This is a genomic window from Saccharopolyspora sp. NPDC045839 (genome assembly GCF_056431645.1).
Map to the genome: position 1 here is coordinate 62410 of NZ_JBWKKH010000022.1, position 16680 is coordinate 79089.

Genomic DNA, 16680 nt, shown 5'->3' on the forward strand with positions numbered 1-16680 from the left:
AACTCGTTGGTCCGACCGGTAAATGCTCGGGGTGGTGCAGGGAGTTGTCGCGGGGTCACTTGCTCCGGACGCTCCCCGTGAACATGTACTCCGCCTTGGATGACATCGCCATGCACGGTGCGAGCCTGTACGGAATGCCCGTCGATCCTGCCACTGATCTCGTTGCGGTTGTCGGGTGTTGGCTCCACAACGATAAGTGTCGCGCGGATCCCACGATGGTGGGGCGTGTCTGGATGGTGGACACCATCGATGTCGGCACCGGGCCGGTCGCCTTCTACGGCCGCTGTTCCACTGAGGACAGCCAGGACCCGGAAACCTCGCACGGCTGGCAGTTCGGTAACGCGACGAAGTTCGTCGCGTTGCTCGGCGGAAGCATCGTTGCCGAGTACTTCGACGTCGGTCAGTCGCGTTCGGTGCCGTGGGAGCGACGCCGCGAGGCCGAACGGCTGCTGGCTGCGCTGAAGGACCCGAACCGAGGGACAGAGCCGGCACCTACGCCCAGCGGGCCCGCGAAGGCGCGCCGGACGCGCTGCAGGTGGCCGACAGGTGGCAGTGCGCCATGAGGCGCCTGGTTGTGCCCCCGGCTCAGCCGGGATGAACTTGGAGGGAGGTTCTTGGGTCCGATGGCTTACCTGGAGCCGAAAGGCGAAGGGACAACAGCATGCCACTGAAGCGGCGGCCGGAGCTGGCCTATGACGTCTACACGCAGCCGCAGCCAGACCAGTTGACCGTCGGGCAGGTCTCGGAATCCTGGAGCAACCTCGTTCGGCTGAGCGAGAGCGGTGGCCAGGTCCCGCCGTATGCGTTGGTGTGGCTGGCCGATGTCTTCAAAGCTCTTGGCCGCCAGGCCGTTTAGCCGGTACGTGAAGCTGGTTCGCTGAGTGATAAAGCGCGCACAACGTGAGTTCGGCAGGTGGTTGGGCGCGAACGATCGGTCGCGATGTGTCCAGGCGGCAGCGACGAGGTGCCGCAGATGATCAGCAGCGGGTGGACCTGACGTCCGGGAAGATTGCTGTGCTTGCAGGTCAGCGGTCCGGGTATGCGGCTTCAGATCGAATCGTCCGGTCAGGGGAGCAGGCGCATGGCGAGCACGGTTCCATCCGGGTGGACCGACACCGGGCCGTTCCACGAGTCGTCCGAGGAATTGCTGGGCCAGGCGGAGCGGCGCTCGTAGATCTCGCGGCGGTACTGCTCCACCCGCCCTTCGGCCAGGAGGTGGAGCAGGTCGTCCGCTACTCCGGAGAAGGCCTCGACACGGGTCCTGTTCAGCCGGAAGACGTGGTCGGTGCCGGTGAAAGGAATGCCGAGGAGCGTGTGGGCCGCATCCTGCACGCTACCGGCGGCCGCGTGCCGGTCGCGATCGGGTAGGCCACCGCTGCCGGCTCGTGCTGACTTCCGCTCTTGAAGGACGTTGTGCGCAGCCCTGCCGCCGGATTCATCGCGGGCGGGTATTAACCGATTGAAACTATCCGATTGACAAGTTGTGCTCCGTCGCTGATGGTGATGGGCGATGAACGGCGGCCGCCTCGGACGAGACGACGTCATGGCAGTCATCTGGTGGAGGCGCTCAATGTCGAACGCGGAAGTCCCCGACCATGCCAGCGTCAAGCAGAACGCCTTCGGCGTTACCGGAATTCTCTTCTTCGTCTTGTCCGCCCAGGCTCCGCTGACGAGCATCGTCGGCGTGGCCGCTCTCGCCGTGGCACTGGGCAACGGTGCCGGCGCCCCTGGTGCAGTCCTTGCCGGCCGCGGTGGTCGTGCTGTCGTTCGCCCTTGCCGGGATGGATCCGGTGAACGAGTCGTTCGCCGCTGGACTGCTGCGCTCCGGTCAGGTCCTCCCGCGACCGGTCCCGGTCGCCGAACCAGTCTGATTTCTTCGCACTAGACAAAGGAGATCCTATGTCCACTATGGAACTGCCCGTCAGGTCCACTGAAGGCGGCGACAGTGCGCCGCATCCGCTGGCCGCGCTCACTTCCGCGGAGATCGAGGCTACGCGGGAAATCCTGACGAAGGCCGGTCTGGTTTCCGCGTCCACTCGGTTCTCCTACGTCATGCTCCGTGAGCCGGACAAGCAGGACGTGCTGGCGTGGGACAGGAGCAGCCCGCTTCCGCGCGAGGTCTCCGTGCTGGTCACCGAACTCGAACCGCTCGGTCTGAGCGGCGTGGTGGTGGATCTGACGGCCGGTGAGCTCGTCTCGCGCACCGTTCTCGACCCCGCTGAGGTCGGCTTCGGTCCCTGCCTGGACGACGATTACGGCCTCGTCGACGAGATCGTCAAGAGCGACGAGGGTTGGCTGGCCGCAGTCGCCAAGCGCGGGATCACCGATGTGAGCAAGGTACGCCCGGTCCCTTTGACGGCAGGTGTTTTCGGCTACCCGGACGAGGTCGGCAGCCGGGTGTACCGGGTTCTGTCGTTCTACCAGCCGCACCCGGACGAGCCGCCGTGGGCGCACCCGGTGGGCGGGGTGATCGCCCACGTCGACGTGAGCAACCACCGCGTGCTCCGCGTGGTGGAGACGCATGTGGAGCACGTTCCGGAGGAGTCCGGCGACTACCTTCGCGAGACACCGCGCACTGATCTGAAGCCGATCTCCATCACCCAGCCCGAAGGCGTCTCGTTCAGCTACGACGACGGCGTGCTGTCGTGGCAGAACTGGGAGGTGCGGATCGGGTTCAACGGTCGCGAAGGCCTTACCCTGCACCAGGTCTCCTACACCGACGGCGGGGTTCAGCGCCCCGTCCTCTACCGGGCGTCGGTCGCGGAGATGGTCGTCAACTACGGCGACCCTGGCCCGACGCACGGCTGGCAGAACTACTTCGACCTCGGCGAGTACCAGTTCGGGCGGCTGGCGAACTCGCTGGAGCTGGGCTGCGACTGCCTGGGCGAGATCACCTACGTCGACGCGGTGGTGTCCGACGACCACCTGCGCCCGCACGTCATCCGCAACGCCATCTGCATCCACGAGGAGGACTTCGGCGTCCTGTGGAAGCACAACGACATCTTCACCGGCACTTCGGAGACCCGGCGGCAGCGGCGGCTGGTGGTGTCGTTCTTCGGCACCGTCGGCAACTACGACTACGGGTTCTACTGGTACTTCTACCTCGACGGAACGATCGAGCTGGAGGCCAAGGCCACCGGTATCCCGTTCCCCTCGGGATACGACGGGACAGACCCGTACTTCGGTGAGCTCGCACCCGGTCTCGGGGCACCGGTCCACCAGCACCTGTTCTCCGCGCGTCTCGACCTGACCGTGGACGGGGTGCGCAACCACGTCGACGAGCTTGAGGTCGCCCCGATGCCGCCGGGGGAGAACAACCCCTGGGGCAACGCGATCGGCCGCCGCCGCACCCGCCTGCGCACCGAGCACGAGGCCCAGCGCCTCGCCGCGAACCACGTCAACCGGGTGTGGGCGGTCGCCAGCTCCGAGCGCACGAACCGGTTCGGCAAGCCGACCTCGTACGTGCTGCACCCGGAGGGCCAACCGGCCTTGCTCGCAGACGAGAACTCGTCGATCGCGCACCGCGCGACCTTCGCGCGCAAGCACCTCTGGGTGACCCGCTACGACCGCGACCAGCTGTGGCCTTCGGGCTACACCGTCAACCAGAACCCGGGCGATGACGGCCTGCCTGCCTACGCGGCCGAGGACCGACCGATCGACGGTGAAGACCTGGTGCTCTGGCACACCTTCGGGCTGACCCACTACGTCCGCACCGAGGACTGGCCGGTCATGCCCGTGGACTACACCGGGTTCAAGCTCAAGCCGGACGGCTTCTTCGACCGAAACCCCACGCTCGACGTGCCCGACCTCAGCGCGAAGCACGGCTGCTGCGGCGGAGGCGAATGCGACTGCCATGCCTAGCATTCCGCTGGACGAGCACCGATCCAGGTGCCGGTGGATCGCGGGATCGGCGGTGGTCGGTGCAGCCGGACACGTGGGAGCCGCGCTCGTCGGTCAGCACGGGTGGGCTCTCACGGTGGTCTTCGCGGCGATGGCGCTGCTGTGCCTGCCGTGCGCGGTGCACCTGCTGTGCGACAGCAGCCCGACAGCGTTGCGGCTGGTCGCCGTCAACGCCGTGGGCATGGTCGCCGCCCACCTGGTGCTGGCCGCCACCAGCGGTGGCCACCACACAGGCTCCCGGGTGATGGCCGTTCTCACCGTCGTCGAATGCGGCGTCGCCGCGGGCGCGTGGTACACCGCGCGCCGTTCGCCCCAGCCGAGGAGACCAGCGTGACCCACACCGCCGCGGCGACCCGGGAGCTCAAGGGCGGCTGAGCGACGACTCCGCCATCGCAGGAGGGCGCGTCGCGCAACGGCCTGACCGAACTCGTCGAACGGGACGCCGAAGAGCACCAGGATCGTGCAAAGCGAGCTCGGCTACGAGGGAGGTCAGGACCGGCACCGTCGTGCTGTGCGCGGGAGAACCGCCCTGACGTCCCACCGCGCATTACCCTGGACGGCAGAACCGGACGGGAAGGGAACAAATGGCGGGGGTGGTGTACGGCACCGGGCGGCAAGCACTGCTGGAAGCCGCGGTGCGAGTCGTCGCGGCACAAGGCCTGCGCGGGCTGACCTACCGCTCAGTCGCGGCGGAGGCAGGGGTCACCCATGGCTCGGTGCGCTACCACTTCGGCGACTGGGACACGCTGGTCGAGGAGGCGCTCGCGCACTGCGTGGCGCGCAGCGTCGAAGGGGCGGTCCTGTCGTCGCCCGGCGAGGGCTTCGAGAAGTTCGGCTCCGGCCTGGTCGCCCTGGTCACAGCGGACCCGGACGTCCAGGCCTTCCAGTACGAGCTGTACATGGAAGCCCGACGACGCCCGGAACTCCGCCAGCTCATGGAAGCGGCGAACGACCAGTACCGCGCAGCGGTCCGGCGGGAGCTCGAACGCCACGGCCTGAACGACCCGGACCTGGCGGAGTTGGTGTTCGTCACTCTCGACGGCCTGGTCTTCCACCAAACGGCCTTCGGCACCACCACCCGAACCGAAAGAGCAGTGGAAACCCTGAGAACCGTGCTCGAGGTGTGCAGAACAGCCACCCACGACTGACTGAGTCGGCTACGCCTCCCGCGAGACGCATACTAATCTGCCGCGCGGATCCAGGACTGCGCGATGCGGTAGGGGATAAGACCGTTTTGCGCAAGTGGTTTCGCGAATCCGCGGTCCAACCGGGCTCGCCTCCATCTGGCATACCATCTGGCTGCGGCCGACCAGGCTGAGCTCCCCACCGGCTGTGAGAGATCTTGAACGCTCCGTGCTCGGCTGTGCGCAAGGCGTTCCAGCACTGCCTTATCGGGTCGTGATGGAGCGCAGATAGCCGACGGCGGGCTGGCGGGGCGCGCCGGGGGCTTTGGTCGCCGAGTGGCTGGAGGGCGGTGTTCGACAAGGTGTCTGCGCGCGTGTCCTAGGCGGTTCTCGTGGTGGTTCCTAGAGTTTCGGCGAAACGAACCGCTCCACCTGGAGGAAGAATGAGCGAGGCTTTCATTCCGGTCGGTGCGCTCGGCGAAGGTTTTGCGCCGGAAGCCGACATCCTCGAACCGACCGAGGACCTTTCGGGGGCGCACTTCGCGCTGGAACTCGACGGGCCGCGCAGCCTCGCGATCCGCGACGGCGTCGCGTCGTGGGATGCCCACACCGACGTTCCGGTGCGGGTCACGTCGGTCCGCAGCGGTATCTACCTCGTCGACGGTGTCGTCGGGGAGATCTCGACGACGTTCGTGCTCGACACCGACGCGGGTCTGGTGACGCTCGTCGAAGGCGGGCTGCCCGGCCCGGAGGTGCGCACCGAGGCCGCCTACACGCGAGTGCAGCGCGGTGCGGACCCCACCGGCGTGACCGCGCGCATCGTGCACGGCGCGATCGACGGTTCGTCGGCGTCCCGGCACGCGCCGACGGATGCACTCGTGGGATTGCGCAACCGCTACACCTATTCGCCGAACGAGGTCTACGAGCACATCTACCTCACGCCCGACCGCTACACCTGGCACTGCCTGCAGGGCGTGGAGCAGGGGCTCGCCGACACCGACCGCTGCCACTACATCGGCATCCGGGACGGCCTGACGCTTTTCGTGTGGCGGGAGAAGATCGTGCCGACCCTCGGGCTGGTCCTCATCGATCTCGATGGCATGCGCACCGACGGCAAGCTCTTCGGCAACGACGGCTTCGACACCTCGTCGCTGGTGAACTTCCCGGTCGGGGCTCGGGCCGAAATCCTCAACCGGACCACCCACCCCGCCCCCGCGGTGTCCGGGCCGGACCAGGGGTGACCGCGGTGTCCGCTCCGGATGGGGAAACCGAGCTCCGGGGGCAGCTCGGGGTCAGCGGCGTCGTCTTCCTGGTGCTGGCCGCTGTGGCACCGTTGACCGGGATCATCGTGATCGGCGGGATCTGCATCGCGGTGGGTGTCGGCGGCGGCACCCCCGTGATGTTCCTGATCGCCACCGCGGTGTTCCTGCTCTTCGCCGTCGGTTACGCGCAGATGGCGAAGAAACTGGTCAACGCCGGCGGGTTCTACGCCTACGTGGTGCGCGGGCTCGGCCGCACCGCCGGGCTGGTCGCGGCGTTCGTCGCGGTCGTCGGCTACAACTGCTTCGTCGCCGGTGCGGTCGGCACCAGCGGGTTCTTCACCTCCGAGGTCGTCGGCAGCGTGTTCGGGCTGCACGCTCCGTGGTGGGTGTGGAGCCTTATCTCCGTGGTAGGCGTTTGGTTGCTGACCCGGGCCGGGATCGACTTCTCGGCGAAGGTCCTCGGGGTCGCCCTCGTGTGCGAGGTGGCGATCCTGCTCGTGCTCGACGTCGCCATCCTCGTTCGCACCGGCTTCTCGTTCGAGGTGTTCCAGCCCGGGGTGTTCCTGTCCGGTTCGCTAGGCCTGGGCCTGCTGTTCGCCGCGAACGCCTTCGTCGGATTCGAGGCGACCGGGCTGTTCGGCGAGGAGGCGCGCGACCCGAAGCGCACGATCCCGCGCGCGACGTACCTGGCGATCACGTTCATCGGTGCTTTCGCGGCGGTGACGACGTGGGCGATCGTCTCAGCGCTCGGGGTCCGGGATGCGGGCCGGATCGCGGCCGACCACCTGGACGCGGGCGACCTGGTCTTCACGGTGTCGGCGGACTACCTCGGCACGGCGCTGACCGGCGTGATGCAGCTGCTGCTGGTGGTGAGCCTGTTCGCCGCGCTGCTCGCACTGCACAACTCCGCGGCTCGTTACCTGTTCGCGCTCGGTCGGGTCCGGGTGTTCCCGAAACAGCTCGCGCGCACCCGGCAGGGCAACGGTTCACCCGTCGTCGCGTCGACCGTTCAGCTCGTGCTCGCGAGCGTGGTCGCCATGGCCTACGCCGTGGCAGGTGCCGATCCGGTGACTTCGCTCGTCGCCTCGTTCACCGGGATCGGCACGCTCGGGCTGATCGCGCTGCAAGCGATCGCCGCGACCAGCATCGTCGTGCACTTCCGGCGGACGCGGGATCCCCGGTGGGGCACGACGTTCGCGCTGCCGCTGCTCGGCGCCATCGGGTTGTGGACCGTGACGGCGTTGGCGTTCGTCAACTTCCCGCAACTCGCGGGCAGCGACAGCCCGGTGATCGCGTTGTTACCGTGGCTGCTGCCGGTCGCCGCGGTGCTCGCGATCGTGGTGGCCGTCGTGTTCAGCGTGGCCAAGAAGCACATCTGGAACTCGCTCGAGCAGGACCTCGACAGGGTCGCGCTGCGGGCGGCAGGGGAGAGGGCACCTCAGTGAGCACCTACATCGTCACGGGCGGCGGCACCGGCATCGGTGCGGCCATCGCGACTCGACTGGCCGGAGACGGCGCCGATGTCGTCGTCTCCGGCCGCCGCCGCGAACCGCTGGAGGAGATCGCGGCGACGCACCCCCGGATCGTCTCGATGCCCGCGGACGCCACCGAGAGCGCCGCGATGCGGGACCTCGTCGCGGAAGTACGCGAGCGGTACGGCTCGCTCGACGGTGTGGTGGCGAACGCAGGTGGGCACGGCTACGACACGGTGGGCGACACGAGCGACGAGACGTGGCGCAGCAGCCTCGACGCGAACCTCACGACCGCGTTCGTGACCGTGCGGGAATCGCTTGCGCTGCTGGAGGAATCCGGCGGCAGCGTGGTGCTCGTCTCGTCGCTCGCGGGGATTCGCGCGGCACCGGAAACCGCCGGGTACACGGTCGGCAAGCACGCGCTGCTGGGGCTGATGCGATCGGTCGCGCGCGACTACGGCCGCCGCGGAGTGCGGGCCAACGCCGTGTGCCCGGGCTGGGTGCGCACTCCGATGGCCGATGAGGAGATGCAGGTGCTCGTGTCCGAAGGCGGTGCAACCGACGTCGAATCCGCCTACGCCACCGTAACCCGGGACGTGCCGCTGGGCCGCCCCGCACAGGCCGCGGAGATCGCGGGAGTCGTGGCCTTCCTGCTGGGACCCGACGCCGGCTACGTGCACGGGGCGACGATCGTCGTGGACGGTGGCGCGCACGTCGTCGACGTCCCCACGCTGGCCTTCAGCTGACCGGTGTCCCCACCGAGGCCGGCGCTTGCGGCCGCTCCAACAGCCGGCCCCCGGTGAGGACGAGGACGAAGCACAACCCGACGGCCAGGCAGCCCGCCGAGGACCAGAGCATCGCCGAAAAACCACCCGTGAGCTCGGTCAGGAACCCGCCCAGCACCGGGCCGATGGCGAACCCGCCGCCGATCATCAGGTTTGTGGTGTTCATCGTGTGCGCCCCGCCGAGCGCGGCGATGCTGGACAGCAGGTACGGCAGCACGAACGTCCAGCCGAACTTGAACAGCACGGCCGCGATGGCGAACTGCGCTAGCGCCGGCCCGCCGAGCAGCATCAGCACCGAGATCGCCATACCGGTGAGGCCCAGCACGAGGTAGAGCCCGCGACGGCGGCTCTCACCCAGCGCGGTCGCGAGAAGCGCCGAGACGATGCCCGCGACCGTCGCGACGGACAGCACGATGCTCGTCGGTCCCGCGGCGGTGCCCGCGGTGGTAGCGATCTCGCCCATGAACGACCACACGCCGCTCAAGGCCAGGTAGAACAGCAGGAGCGCGGCAAGTCCGGCGGCGAAGCGAGCGGGGGAGCGCCGCTCCTGGTGGGCATCACCATCCGTTGTGGACAGAACGATCCCGCGCAGCAGTCCGATGAACGGCAGACAAAGGACCATGAGCCCGGCCAGGGTCCAGTACACGGCCGAGACATCGGAATTCGCGTAGAGGGAGGGGAACACCGCGAGGATGAGGGCGCCCATGACGAGCTGCGCGACCACGAAGATGCCGAATGCCCGCCCGGGGTTGCGGGTCCGGGAGCTCAACGACAACAGCACCACGGTGATGGATCCCGCCGCGAGCGAAGTGACGATCCGCACGACGAGCAACAGCCAGAAGTCCGCCGCGAACCCGGAAGCCACCTGCCCGGCCACCACGACCAGCGTGCACGCGGTGACCGAGGACGTCAGCCGGAATCGCGTGAGCCAGAAGTAGGCCGGCACGGTCGCGAGGCTGAACGCGCCGAGTTCGCACGAGAACAGCAAACCCGTTTCGCTGGGACTGGTGCCGTACTTGGCCACGAGCGGCCCCGCGATCACGGGAGCGATCAGCAGCACCGAGTACAGGACCGCGGAGAAGACACCGACGAAGAGGTAGATGTGACCGCTGCGATCGCGTTGGCCGGAAAACGTGGTGGTCGCACTGTCTGCCATGAAGTCTCCTAGGGGAGCACCTGCCCGCACCGTTGCGGGTGGACCCAGTGTGGTGACCAACCGTGCGCTGGTCCTTGTCGCACAGCGCGCGGTTGTTGTCGGGGAGCGTGACCGTCGCCGGTGACCGCCCACCGGGCAACCGCGGTTGGTCCGGGCTTCGATCCTCGACGGCGCACAGTTCGACCTCTTCGAACCCATTGCGGCCGACGTCGCTTCGAATCATCGGAGTGTCGACAATGGACGGACTGCGTTGGCCGGAACCGACCCCGCGTTTCGCCGTTCCTGGCCGCAGGCATATACGGCACGAGCCTGACGGCCGATTTCGGGTGTTCTGCCCGGTCGGCTGCCTGAATCGTGCACGGTTTCCGAGGTCGTGTGCACGCTGAGACAAGCGGAACGACGGCGCGCGCCGGGAGAATCGCCGACATCCGAGTTCGGCAGAGAGGTAAGGACATGCAGACCTACGAGGCGTTGCTGGCCGCGGTCGTCGCTGACGGCGGTCGCCCGGTCACGGACCCGGCGACGGACGCCGTGATCGGGCACGCGCCCGCGCACGGGGTCGAGGATCTCGACCGGGCGGTCGCTGCCGCCCAGGCCGCCCAACCGGCCTGGGAAGCGCTGGGGCACGAGGAGCGTCGCCGACTCCTGCACGCCGCGGCCGACGCCGTCGACCAGTCGGCCGGTGCGCTCGCCGAGCTGATCTCGCGAGAACAGGGCAAACCGCTCAACGGCCCCGGCAGCCGCTTCGAGGCCGGCGGCGTGGCGGCCTGGCTGCGGGCTGCGGCGGACACGCCGCTGGAGGCGGAGCAAGTCCTCGACGACGAGTCCGGCACCGCAACGCTCACCTACCGCGCGACCGGTGTCGTAGGCGCGATCGGCCCGTGGAACTGGCCGGCCCTGATTGCGTCGTGGCAGTTCGCGGCCGCGCTGCGGATGGGCAACGCGGTCGTGATGAAGCCGTCCGAGCACACGCCGTTGTCGGTGCTGGCCGTCGCCGCCATCGTGAACCAGGTGCTGCCGGACGGGGTCCTCACAGTGCTGGCGGGAGACCGCGAGATGGGCGCGGCGCTGACGGCGCACCCGGCCTTCGGCAAGCTCATGTTCACCGGGTCGACCCGCACCGGGCAAGCGATCGTGGCGGCCAGCGCGCGCAACCTGCCCCGGCTCACCCTCGAACTCGGCGGCAACGACCCGGGAATCGTCCTGCCCGACGCCGACCCCGAGGCCATCGCCGAAGATCTGTTCTGGGGAGCGTTGATCAACACCGGGCAGACTTGCGCGGCGCTGAAGCGGCTTTACGTCCACGAGAGCATCCACGACGACGTGGTGGCCGCGCTGCGCGCCGTCGTCGAGCGCACCCCCATGGGCCCCGGCACTGACGAAGGCAATCTCCTCGGTCCGCTGACCACGGAAGAGCAGTTCCGGATCGTGGACACCCTGGTGGAGAAAGCGAAGGCGTCGGGCGCCCGGATCGTCGTGGGCGGTGATCCGGACCGGGACGCACCGGGCAACTTCTACCCGGCCACGCTCGTCGCGGGTATCGCGCCGGACGCCGCACTGGTGGTCGAGGAGCAGTTCGGTCCTGTGCTGCCGATCCTGCCGTACTCGGATCTCGAGGACGCTCTCGCTCAGGCCAACGCCCTCGACACCGGGCTCGGCTCGTCGGTGTGGTCGGCGGATCCGGAGCGCGCGAAGGAGGTCGCTTCCCGCATCCACGCGGGCACGATCTGGATCAACAAGCACGGCAACGTGCACCCGCTGGTGCCGTTCGGCGGTGTGAAGGGATCCGGATACGGCCTCGAGTTCGGGCAGGAAGGGCTCAAGGCGGTCGCGGTGCCGCAGGTCATCAGCGCCTGACGCGAACGTGAACGGGCCCTCCATCCTGCTGGGCGGAGGGCCCGTTCGTGCGTTCAGCCGCGGGAGTGGACGCACTCGCCCCGGAAGTACGTCTCGTCGACGCCGGTGCGGTGGATCTCCGCCACCGGCACCTCGAAGATGTTGCTGTCCAAGACCAGGAAGTCGGCCGACAACCCCGGCCGCAGCGTTCCCGTGCGATCGTCGATGTCCAGTGCCCTGGCCGAGGCGGAGGTGAACGCCGCGACGGCCTGTTCCCGGGTGATCGCTTGCTCGGGGTTGATGCGGCGCGGATCCCCCTGCTCCTCCGGCGCACCGCGGGTCACCATGGTTTCGATCCCCAACCAGGGGTTCAGCTCCGGAAGCCCCACCGGCCAGTCGGATCCGCCGGCGACCAGCGCGCCGGTGGCCAGCAGATCCTTGAACGGCCAGATCCGGTCCATCGTCTCGGCGGGCACCTGGTGCGCCACGGCGTCGAACAGCGGGCTGGGATGCCACAGGAACGGGCACGCGTCAGCGCAGACGTCCAGTTCGGCGAAGCGCGGCAGATCCTCCGGCGCGATGAACGACATGTGGGCGATCTGGATGATCGGTTGGGGACCAGATTCCTGCCGCACCACCGCTGCGGCGTCGAGCGCCAAGCGGACCGATGCGTCACCGGTGGCGTGGATCTTCGCGCCGAGGCCGAGTTCGGCGCAGCGCCGCAGCCCGGCGGTGAGTTCGTCGAGGCTCCAGTACGGCGTCCCGCGGAATTCGGCATCGTCGCTGTCGTGGTGGCACCGGTAGGGGTGGAGCAGGGCGGTGGTGCGCGTGGTCGGTACGCCGTCGATCACGAACTTCGCGAAGTCCGGTCGGATCTGCTCGCTCCGGTACTGCGGGGCCTGCGCGAACAGGTCTTCTCCCACCGGGCCGGCCTCGAGGAAGTCGCGGGCCGGCATTGAGCCGACGATCCACGCGGTGAGGTCGCCGGAGCGCTCCAGGTCCTGCAGCGCGGCCAAGTGGTGCGCCATCGTCGCGGCGTCCTGCAGCGAGGTGTACCCGATCCGCCGCGTCCGCTCGAGCGCTGCTCGCAGGGCTGTCATGAGCCGACCGTGCGGGTCGTGCTGGGCGGACTTGGCCGCCTCCTCCGCCTTCGTGCTGGTCAGCTCCCAGAGCGCACCGGTCAACCTGCCGTCGGCGTCGCGCGCGTAGGTCCCGCCAGGCGGGTCCGGGGTGCTGTCGTCCACGTCCATGGCTGCTAGCGCGGCGGAGTTCACCTGGCGGTTGTGCATCGTGTCGTCGCGCAGCAGCACCGGGCGGCCGAGCGACGCTTCGTCGAGCCGCCGCAACATCTCCCTCGAGTTCAGCGCGGCATAGGTGCCGCTGCCGAGGATGCCGCCGACGATCCACTCGCCCGGTTCGAGCCGCACGGCCCAGTCCCGGACCTTGGCCAGCACCTCGTCGGGACCGTCGGTGGGCAGCAACGGCAGCTCCAGCGCCAGCTGGGTTCCGCCGATCCCGAGGTGGATGTGTCCGTCGATGAGACCGGGCATGGCCAGCCTTCCGGCGAGGTCCAGGCGGCGTGTTCGAGGCCCGCGCCAGGCGTTGACCTCGTCGACCGCGCCAACCGCGACGATTCGTCCGTTTTGGACCGCGAATCCCTCCGCCCGCACACCAGGGATCCCGGTGTGGACGGGACCACCCGTCACGACGAGGTCTGCGCTGCCAGTGCTCATTCGATCTCCAATCGGCGGTAACCCTGGTCTTCAGGCAGGGGAGGAGTCGATCTCGAGTGTTCTTCGGTGACCCGAGATCGAAACTCACAATGTGACATGGATGGTTTGTGAGACATGACGAGGACGCGGGTGAAGCGGGCGTATAAGTACCGCTTCTATCCGACTGAGGCGCAGCGGCAGGAGTTGCTGCGCACGTTCGGTTGTGTCCGGAAGGTCTACAACCTGGCTCTGGATGCGAGGACTCGTGCGTGGTTCACCGACCAGCGGCAGGTGAACTCGATGCTGGAGTACAAGTGTGAGTGGTATGGGCGGAACCTGGTCGTTGTTGACCGCTGGTTTCCCAGCTCGAAAACGTGCTCCAGCTGCGGCAAACTCGCCGAGAGTATTCCGCTGCACGTTCGTGAATGGACGTGTGATGGTTGCGGTGCGCGGCATGATCGGGACGTCAACGCCGCTCAGAACATCGTGGCCGCCGGGCTGGCGGTGTCGGCCTGTGGAGCTGGTGTAAGACCTCAACGGGAAAACCTCCCGGATTGGGCAACCGGCGACGGAGCAGGAACTATCGAGCGCGAGCTCGATGGGAATCCCGGTCCTTAGGGCCGGGAGGAAGTCAACCATGGCCTCCTGTCCGGGGGGATCGGCTCACGCTAGTCAGGCAGGAGGACGTGCTCAGCTGCGTCGCGCGATTCCGGCAGCACCAGTCAAACGTTGTGCAGCCAACGACAACAGTCCGCAAGTGGGGCGTGGTCGGTTAGGATCGGCGTGTTTCGGAGCCCTCCAACGATGGAGGTGGGATGTCAGCCCTTGCTGCGGCGGATGCCATGCGGTCCCCGGCCGGCCTCGACCTGTGGCGGTCGGCCGTCACCAGCGCGGTCGTGCCCCTGGAGATCGAGGAAGCGGGCGGTGTTCCCTTCTTGGGCCGGTTGGACCGGACCGTTGTCGGGGATGTCTCGCTGTTCGACATCACTGCGACGCCGCACGTCGTGCGCCGGACACCGGAGCTGATCGGGCCGGGCGACCGCCGCTTCTACAAGCTGAGCCTGCAGCTGCAGGGGACGGCCGTGCTGGAACAGGACGGCCGGAGAGCGGAACTGCGCCCCGGCGACCTAGCCATCTACGACACCCACCACCCCTACGAGCTCTCGTTCCCGAGGGACAACCACGCGATGGTCATCATGTTCCCCCACGAGCTGGTGGACCTGCCGCGGGACGAGGTCGACCGGGTCACCGCAGTCCGGTTTCCGAGCGACTCGGGCCTGGGAAAGGTGATCAACCCGTTCTTCGTCGAGCTCGGGCGGAACCTGGACCAGCTGGCCGGCACCAGCGCCTCGCGGCTGGTGGGCTCGGCGCTGGACCTGCTCGTGACGATGTTGACGCAGGAGCTGTACCGCCGGCACGGCACGGTGAACGATCCGACGCGCAGCCTCGCCCGGGAGGTGCGCGAGTACATCCTCGACCACCTCGGCGATCCCGCGCTGACCCCATCGTCCATCGCGCGCGCCAACCACATCTCGACCAGGCACCTCTACACGATCTTCTCCGGGCAGGGCGAGCCCGTCTCCGCGTGGATCCGTTCGCGCCGGCTGGAGCGCATCCGCCGCGATCTGGTCGACCCGCTCTACGCCGACCGCCCGGTCTCGTGGATCGCCGACCGGTGGGGCCTGACCGACGCCGCGCACTTCAGCCGCCTGTTCAAGGCCGAGTTCGGCGAATCGCCCACTTCGTACCGCCTGCACTTCACCGGACAACCCTCGCAGAACTGACCACCGCGCAGGGGGAGCCACGGGGCGCTGATCGCGCGTTGGAGCTCTTATGCGGAGCGTCGGTCCCGTGATGCCGCTACGAGGTCACCGATCTCCCAGGTTGACGTGATCGGCGGTGGCGTCGACCAGCAGAGCGCCGTGCTCGGCGGACACCGAGGTGGGCCGGAAGCCCATCGGCAGCTCCGGCGAGTCGAGGCTCACGGCGAAGTGCGAGAGCAAGCCCCGGTCGTCGACGGCGATGGGGAGGTTCGGCAATCTGCTCAGGCGCAGGTCTAGCGCCTGCGGTTCGATCCGGACGCTGCCGTTCCTGGCGGCGACCGTCACGGTGACGGCTGCCCGGGCCGGGAACCCCGCTACGTTCACGTTTCCCGAGATCGTGATGGCACCGCCGGGGGCGGGGGTTCGAGCTGCAGATCGTCGATGCCCGAGATCCGGCCGACGGTGGCGGCGGTCAGAGCTGAGATGCCCCACGGCACGGGCCGGAAGTGCCAAGAAGTCCTCTGTGGACAGGGTGATGGGCGGCGTGCATCTGTGCGACAGGTGCGACGACTGCCGTATAGAACCGAAGCCCTGGTAATCGGGGTGGAGCGAAGGGGCCGGCTCATTGATGGTTTGTTCGCACGAGCAACCGGGATTGGTCCCGGGAGGAGACGAGTGAGCAGGTCAGGTCCGTTGGGCAAGCCGTTTGCGATACCGAAGCAACTGGTGTGGGAGGCGTACAGACGGGTCAAGGCCAACAAAGGTGCCGCCGGGGTGGATAGGAAGTCCATTGAGGACTTCGAGGAAGATCTGAGGAATAGTCTCTTCAAGATCTGGAATCGGATGTCGTCGGGGAGCTACTTTCCGCCTCCGGTGATGGCGGTGGAGATCCCCAAAGTGGGAGGCACGAGGATGCTCGGGGTGCCCACTGTGGAGGATCGAGTGGACCTACTTGATGCGGTGGGCAGGGCAGAAGTACAAGCGGTTGCGCTCCTATAAGCGGTTCAAGCGATGGTGGTTCGGGATCGTCGATCGAGATCCCGAGCTGTTCGCTCACTGGCGATGGGTGCGCACGTTCGCCGGATTACGATGAGAAGAGCGGAGTGACGGGAGACTGTCACGCTCCGTTCGGTGGGAGCCCGGGGGTGCAATTCCCCCGGGCCACCCGACGAGGACCGGTTTCGCGGGTGCGAAATGGGGTCGCGTTGTGGGAGGCGCCGCTGTTCACCCGCGTGGGTGGTTTCGGTGTGCGCTGGACGCTTGGCGCTGATCACGCGGAGATGTGGGTCTGGCCCGCGATGACCATCGACCGGGCGAGCCGGATCATCAGGTTGTTGGCCATCGGTACTGACCTTGTCGAAAACCTCGTCCGCGCAGGTCATGCGGCGTGCTCGTACTCGTGGAGAATGCCGCCGAGGCGATCGTGTCGTCGGGTGTCGAGGCGGGTGATCGTGTGCGGGTCGGTCATGGGTGTGGGCATGGGTGCAGCGGGCGAGCGTTCGCGATGCCCTGATGGGAGTGGGAGTTGTAGAACCGTTCGAACTCCCAGAGCGCGTGGAGCAGGTGCTGTTGACGCTCTAGCACCGTGATCTGGGCGAGGATCTCGACGTCCTTGTCCCGGTCACTCATCGGGAACAGCGCAGCATGGCGAACACATTCGTCACACCCAG

General features: G+C 67.9%; 17 protein-coding genes. 13 read left to right on the forward strand and 4 right to left on the reverse strand.

Annotated features, from left to right (window positions below):
- Positions 1–77: 77 nt before the first annotated feature.
- Together AC07EQ_RS27255 and AC07EQ_RS27260 are read left to right on the forward strand one after the other, a co-directional pair.
- Entirely contained in the window at positions 78–563 is a 486-nt protein-coding gene (locus AC07EQ_RS27255) for a hypothetical protein (protein WP_478390713.1), read from the forward strand.
- 98 nt (positions 564–661) lie between these two features.
- Positions 662–856, forward strand: coding sequence for a hypothetical protein (locus AC07EQ_RS27260; RefSeq protein WP_478390714.1), 195 nt, complete (start codon positions 662–664; stop codon positions 854–856).
- A 209-nt stretch (positions 857–1065) separates the two neighbouring features.
- On the opposite strand, the gene AC07EQ_RS27265 is transcribed toward AC07EQ_RS27260, so the two are convergent.
- The gene (locus tag AC07EQ_RS27265; protein ID WP_478390715.1) at positions 1066–1332 is read right to left on the reverse strand and encodes a hypothetical protein; all 267 of its coding nucleotides are present in this window, start codon (positions 1330–1332) and stop codon (positions 1066–1068) included.
- A gap of 398 nt (positions 1333–1730) precedes the next feature.
- Between AC07EQ_RS27265 and AC07EQ_RS27270 the strand changes: the two genes are divergently transcribed.
- From AC07EQ_RS27270 to AC07EQ_RS27300, 7 genes are all read left to right on the forward strand, one after another.
- Complete coding sequence (locus tag AC07EQ_RS27270; RefSeq protein WP_478390716.1) at positions 1731–1871, forward strand: hypothetical protein; 141 nt, start codon at positions 1731–1733, stop codon at positions 1869–1871.
- Between the two features lie 28 nt (positions 1872–1899).
- A complete protein-coding gene (locus AC07EQ_RS27275) occupies positions 1900–3861 on the forward strand; it encodes a primary-amine oxidase (RefSeq protein WP_478390717.1) in 1962 nt (653 codons plus the stop codon).
- Positions 3862–3913: 52 nt separating this feature from the next.
- A complete protein-coding gene (locus AC07EQ_RS27280) occupies positions 3914–4234 on the forward strand; it encodes a hypothetical protein (protein ID WP_478390718.1) in 321 nt (106 codons plus the stop codon).
- Between the two features lie 250 nt (positions 4235–4484).
- The gene (locus AC07EQ_RS27285; protein ID WP_478390719.1) at positions 4485–5048 is read left to right on the forward strand and encodes a TetR/AcrR family transcriptional regulator; all 564 of its coding nucleotides are present in this window, start codon (positions 4485–4487) and stop codon (positions 5046–5048) included.
- Positions 5049–5467: 419 nt separating this feature from the next.
- On the forward strand, positions 5468–6265 hold the full coding sequence (locus AC07EQ_RS27290; RefSeq protein ID WP_478390720.1) for a MoaF C-terminal domain-containing protein: 798 nt from the start codon (positions 5468–5470) through the stop codon (positions 6263–6265).
- 5 nt (positions 6266–6270) lie between these two features.
- The gene (locus tag AC07EQ_RS27295) at positions 6271–7731 is read left to right on the forward strand and encodes an APC family permease (protein ID WP_478390721.1); all 1461 of its coding nucleotides are present in this window, start codon (positions 6271–6273) and stop codon (positions 7729–7731) included.
- On the forward strand, positions 7728–8504 hold the full coding sequence (locus AC07EQ_RS27300) for an SDR family NAD(P)-dependent oxidoreductase (protein ID WP_478390722.1): 777 nt from the start codon (positions 7728–7730) through the stop codon (positions 8502–8504). Before AC07EQ_RS27295 ends, AC07EQ_RS27300 begins: the two co-directional genes overlap by 4 nt.
- On the opposite strand, the gene AC07EQ_RS27305 is transcribed toward AC07EQ_RS27300, so the two are convergent.
- Positions 8497–9699, reverse strand: a complete 1203-nt coding sequence (locus tag AC07EQ_RS27305) for an MFS transporter (protein ID WP_478390723.1) — start codon at positions 9697–9699, stop codon at positions 8497–8499. The genes AC07EQ_RS27300 and AC07EQ_RS27305 overlap by 8 nt on opposite strands.
- Positions 9700–10152: 453 nt before the next feature.
- Here AC07EQ_RS27305 and AC07EQ_RS27310 point away from each other — a divergent pair, with 453 nt between their 5' ends.
- Positions 10153–11556: an aldehyde dehydrogenase family protein gene (locus tag AC07EQ_RS27310; RefSeq protein WP_478390724.1), complete on the forward strand. Its 1404-nt coding sequence runs from the start codon at positions 10153–10155 to the stop codon at positions 11554–11556.
- A 53-nt stretch (positions 11557–11609) separates the two neighbouring features.
- Here AC07EQ_RS27310 and AC07EQ_RS27315 read toward each other — a convergent pair whose 3' ends face one another.
- The gene (locus AC07EQ_RS27315) at positions 11610–13268 is read right to left on the reverse strand and encodes an amidohydrolase (RefSeq protein WP_478390725.1); all 1659 of its coding nucleotides are present in this window, start codon (positions 13266–13268) and stop codon (positions 11610–11612) included.
- Between the two features lie 129 nt (positions 13269–13397).
- Between AC07EQ_RS27315 and AC07EQ_RS27320 the strand changes: the two genes are divergently transcribed.
- Positions 13398–13865 (forward strand): transposase, encoded by a 468-nt coding sequence (locus AC07EQ_RS27320; RefSeq protein WP_478390726.1) that lies wholly within the window; start codon positions 13398–13400, stop codon positions 13863–13865.
- Positions 13866–14062: 197 nt separating this feature from the next.
- A complete protein-coding gene (locus AC07EQ_RS27325; protein WP_478390727.1) occupies positions 14063–15031 on the forward strand; it encodes an AraC-like ligand-binding domain-containing protein in 969 nt (322 codons plus the stop codon).
- A gap of 84 nt (positions 15032–15115) precedes the next feature.
- On the opposite strand, the gene AC07EQ_RS27330 is transcribed toward AC07EQ_RS27325, so the two are convergent.
- A complete protein-coding gene (locus AC07EQ_RS27330; protein WP_478390795.1) occupies positions 15116–15502 on the reverse strand; it encodes an LmeA family phospholipid-binding protein in 387 nt (128 codons plus the stop codon).
- A 183-nt stretch (positions 15503–15685) separates the two neighbouring features.
- Between AC07EQ_RS27330 and AC07EQ_RS27335 the strand changes: the two genes are divergently transcribed.
- The gene (locus tag AC07EQ_RS27335) at positions 15686–16009 is read left to right on the forward strand and encodes a reverse transcriptase (protein ID WP_478390728.1); all 324 of its coding nucleotides are present in this window, start codon (positions 15686–15688) and stop codon (positions 16007–16009) included.
- Positions 16010–16680: the final 671 nt, after the last annotated feature.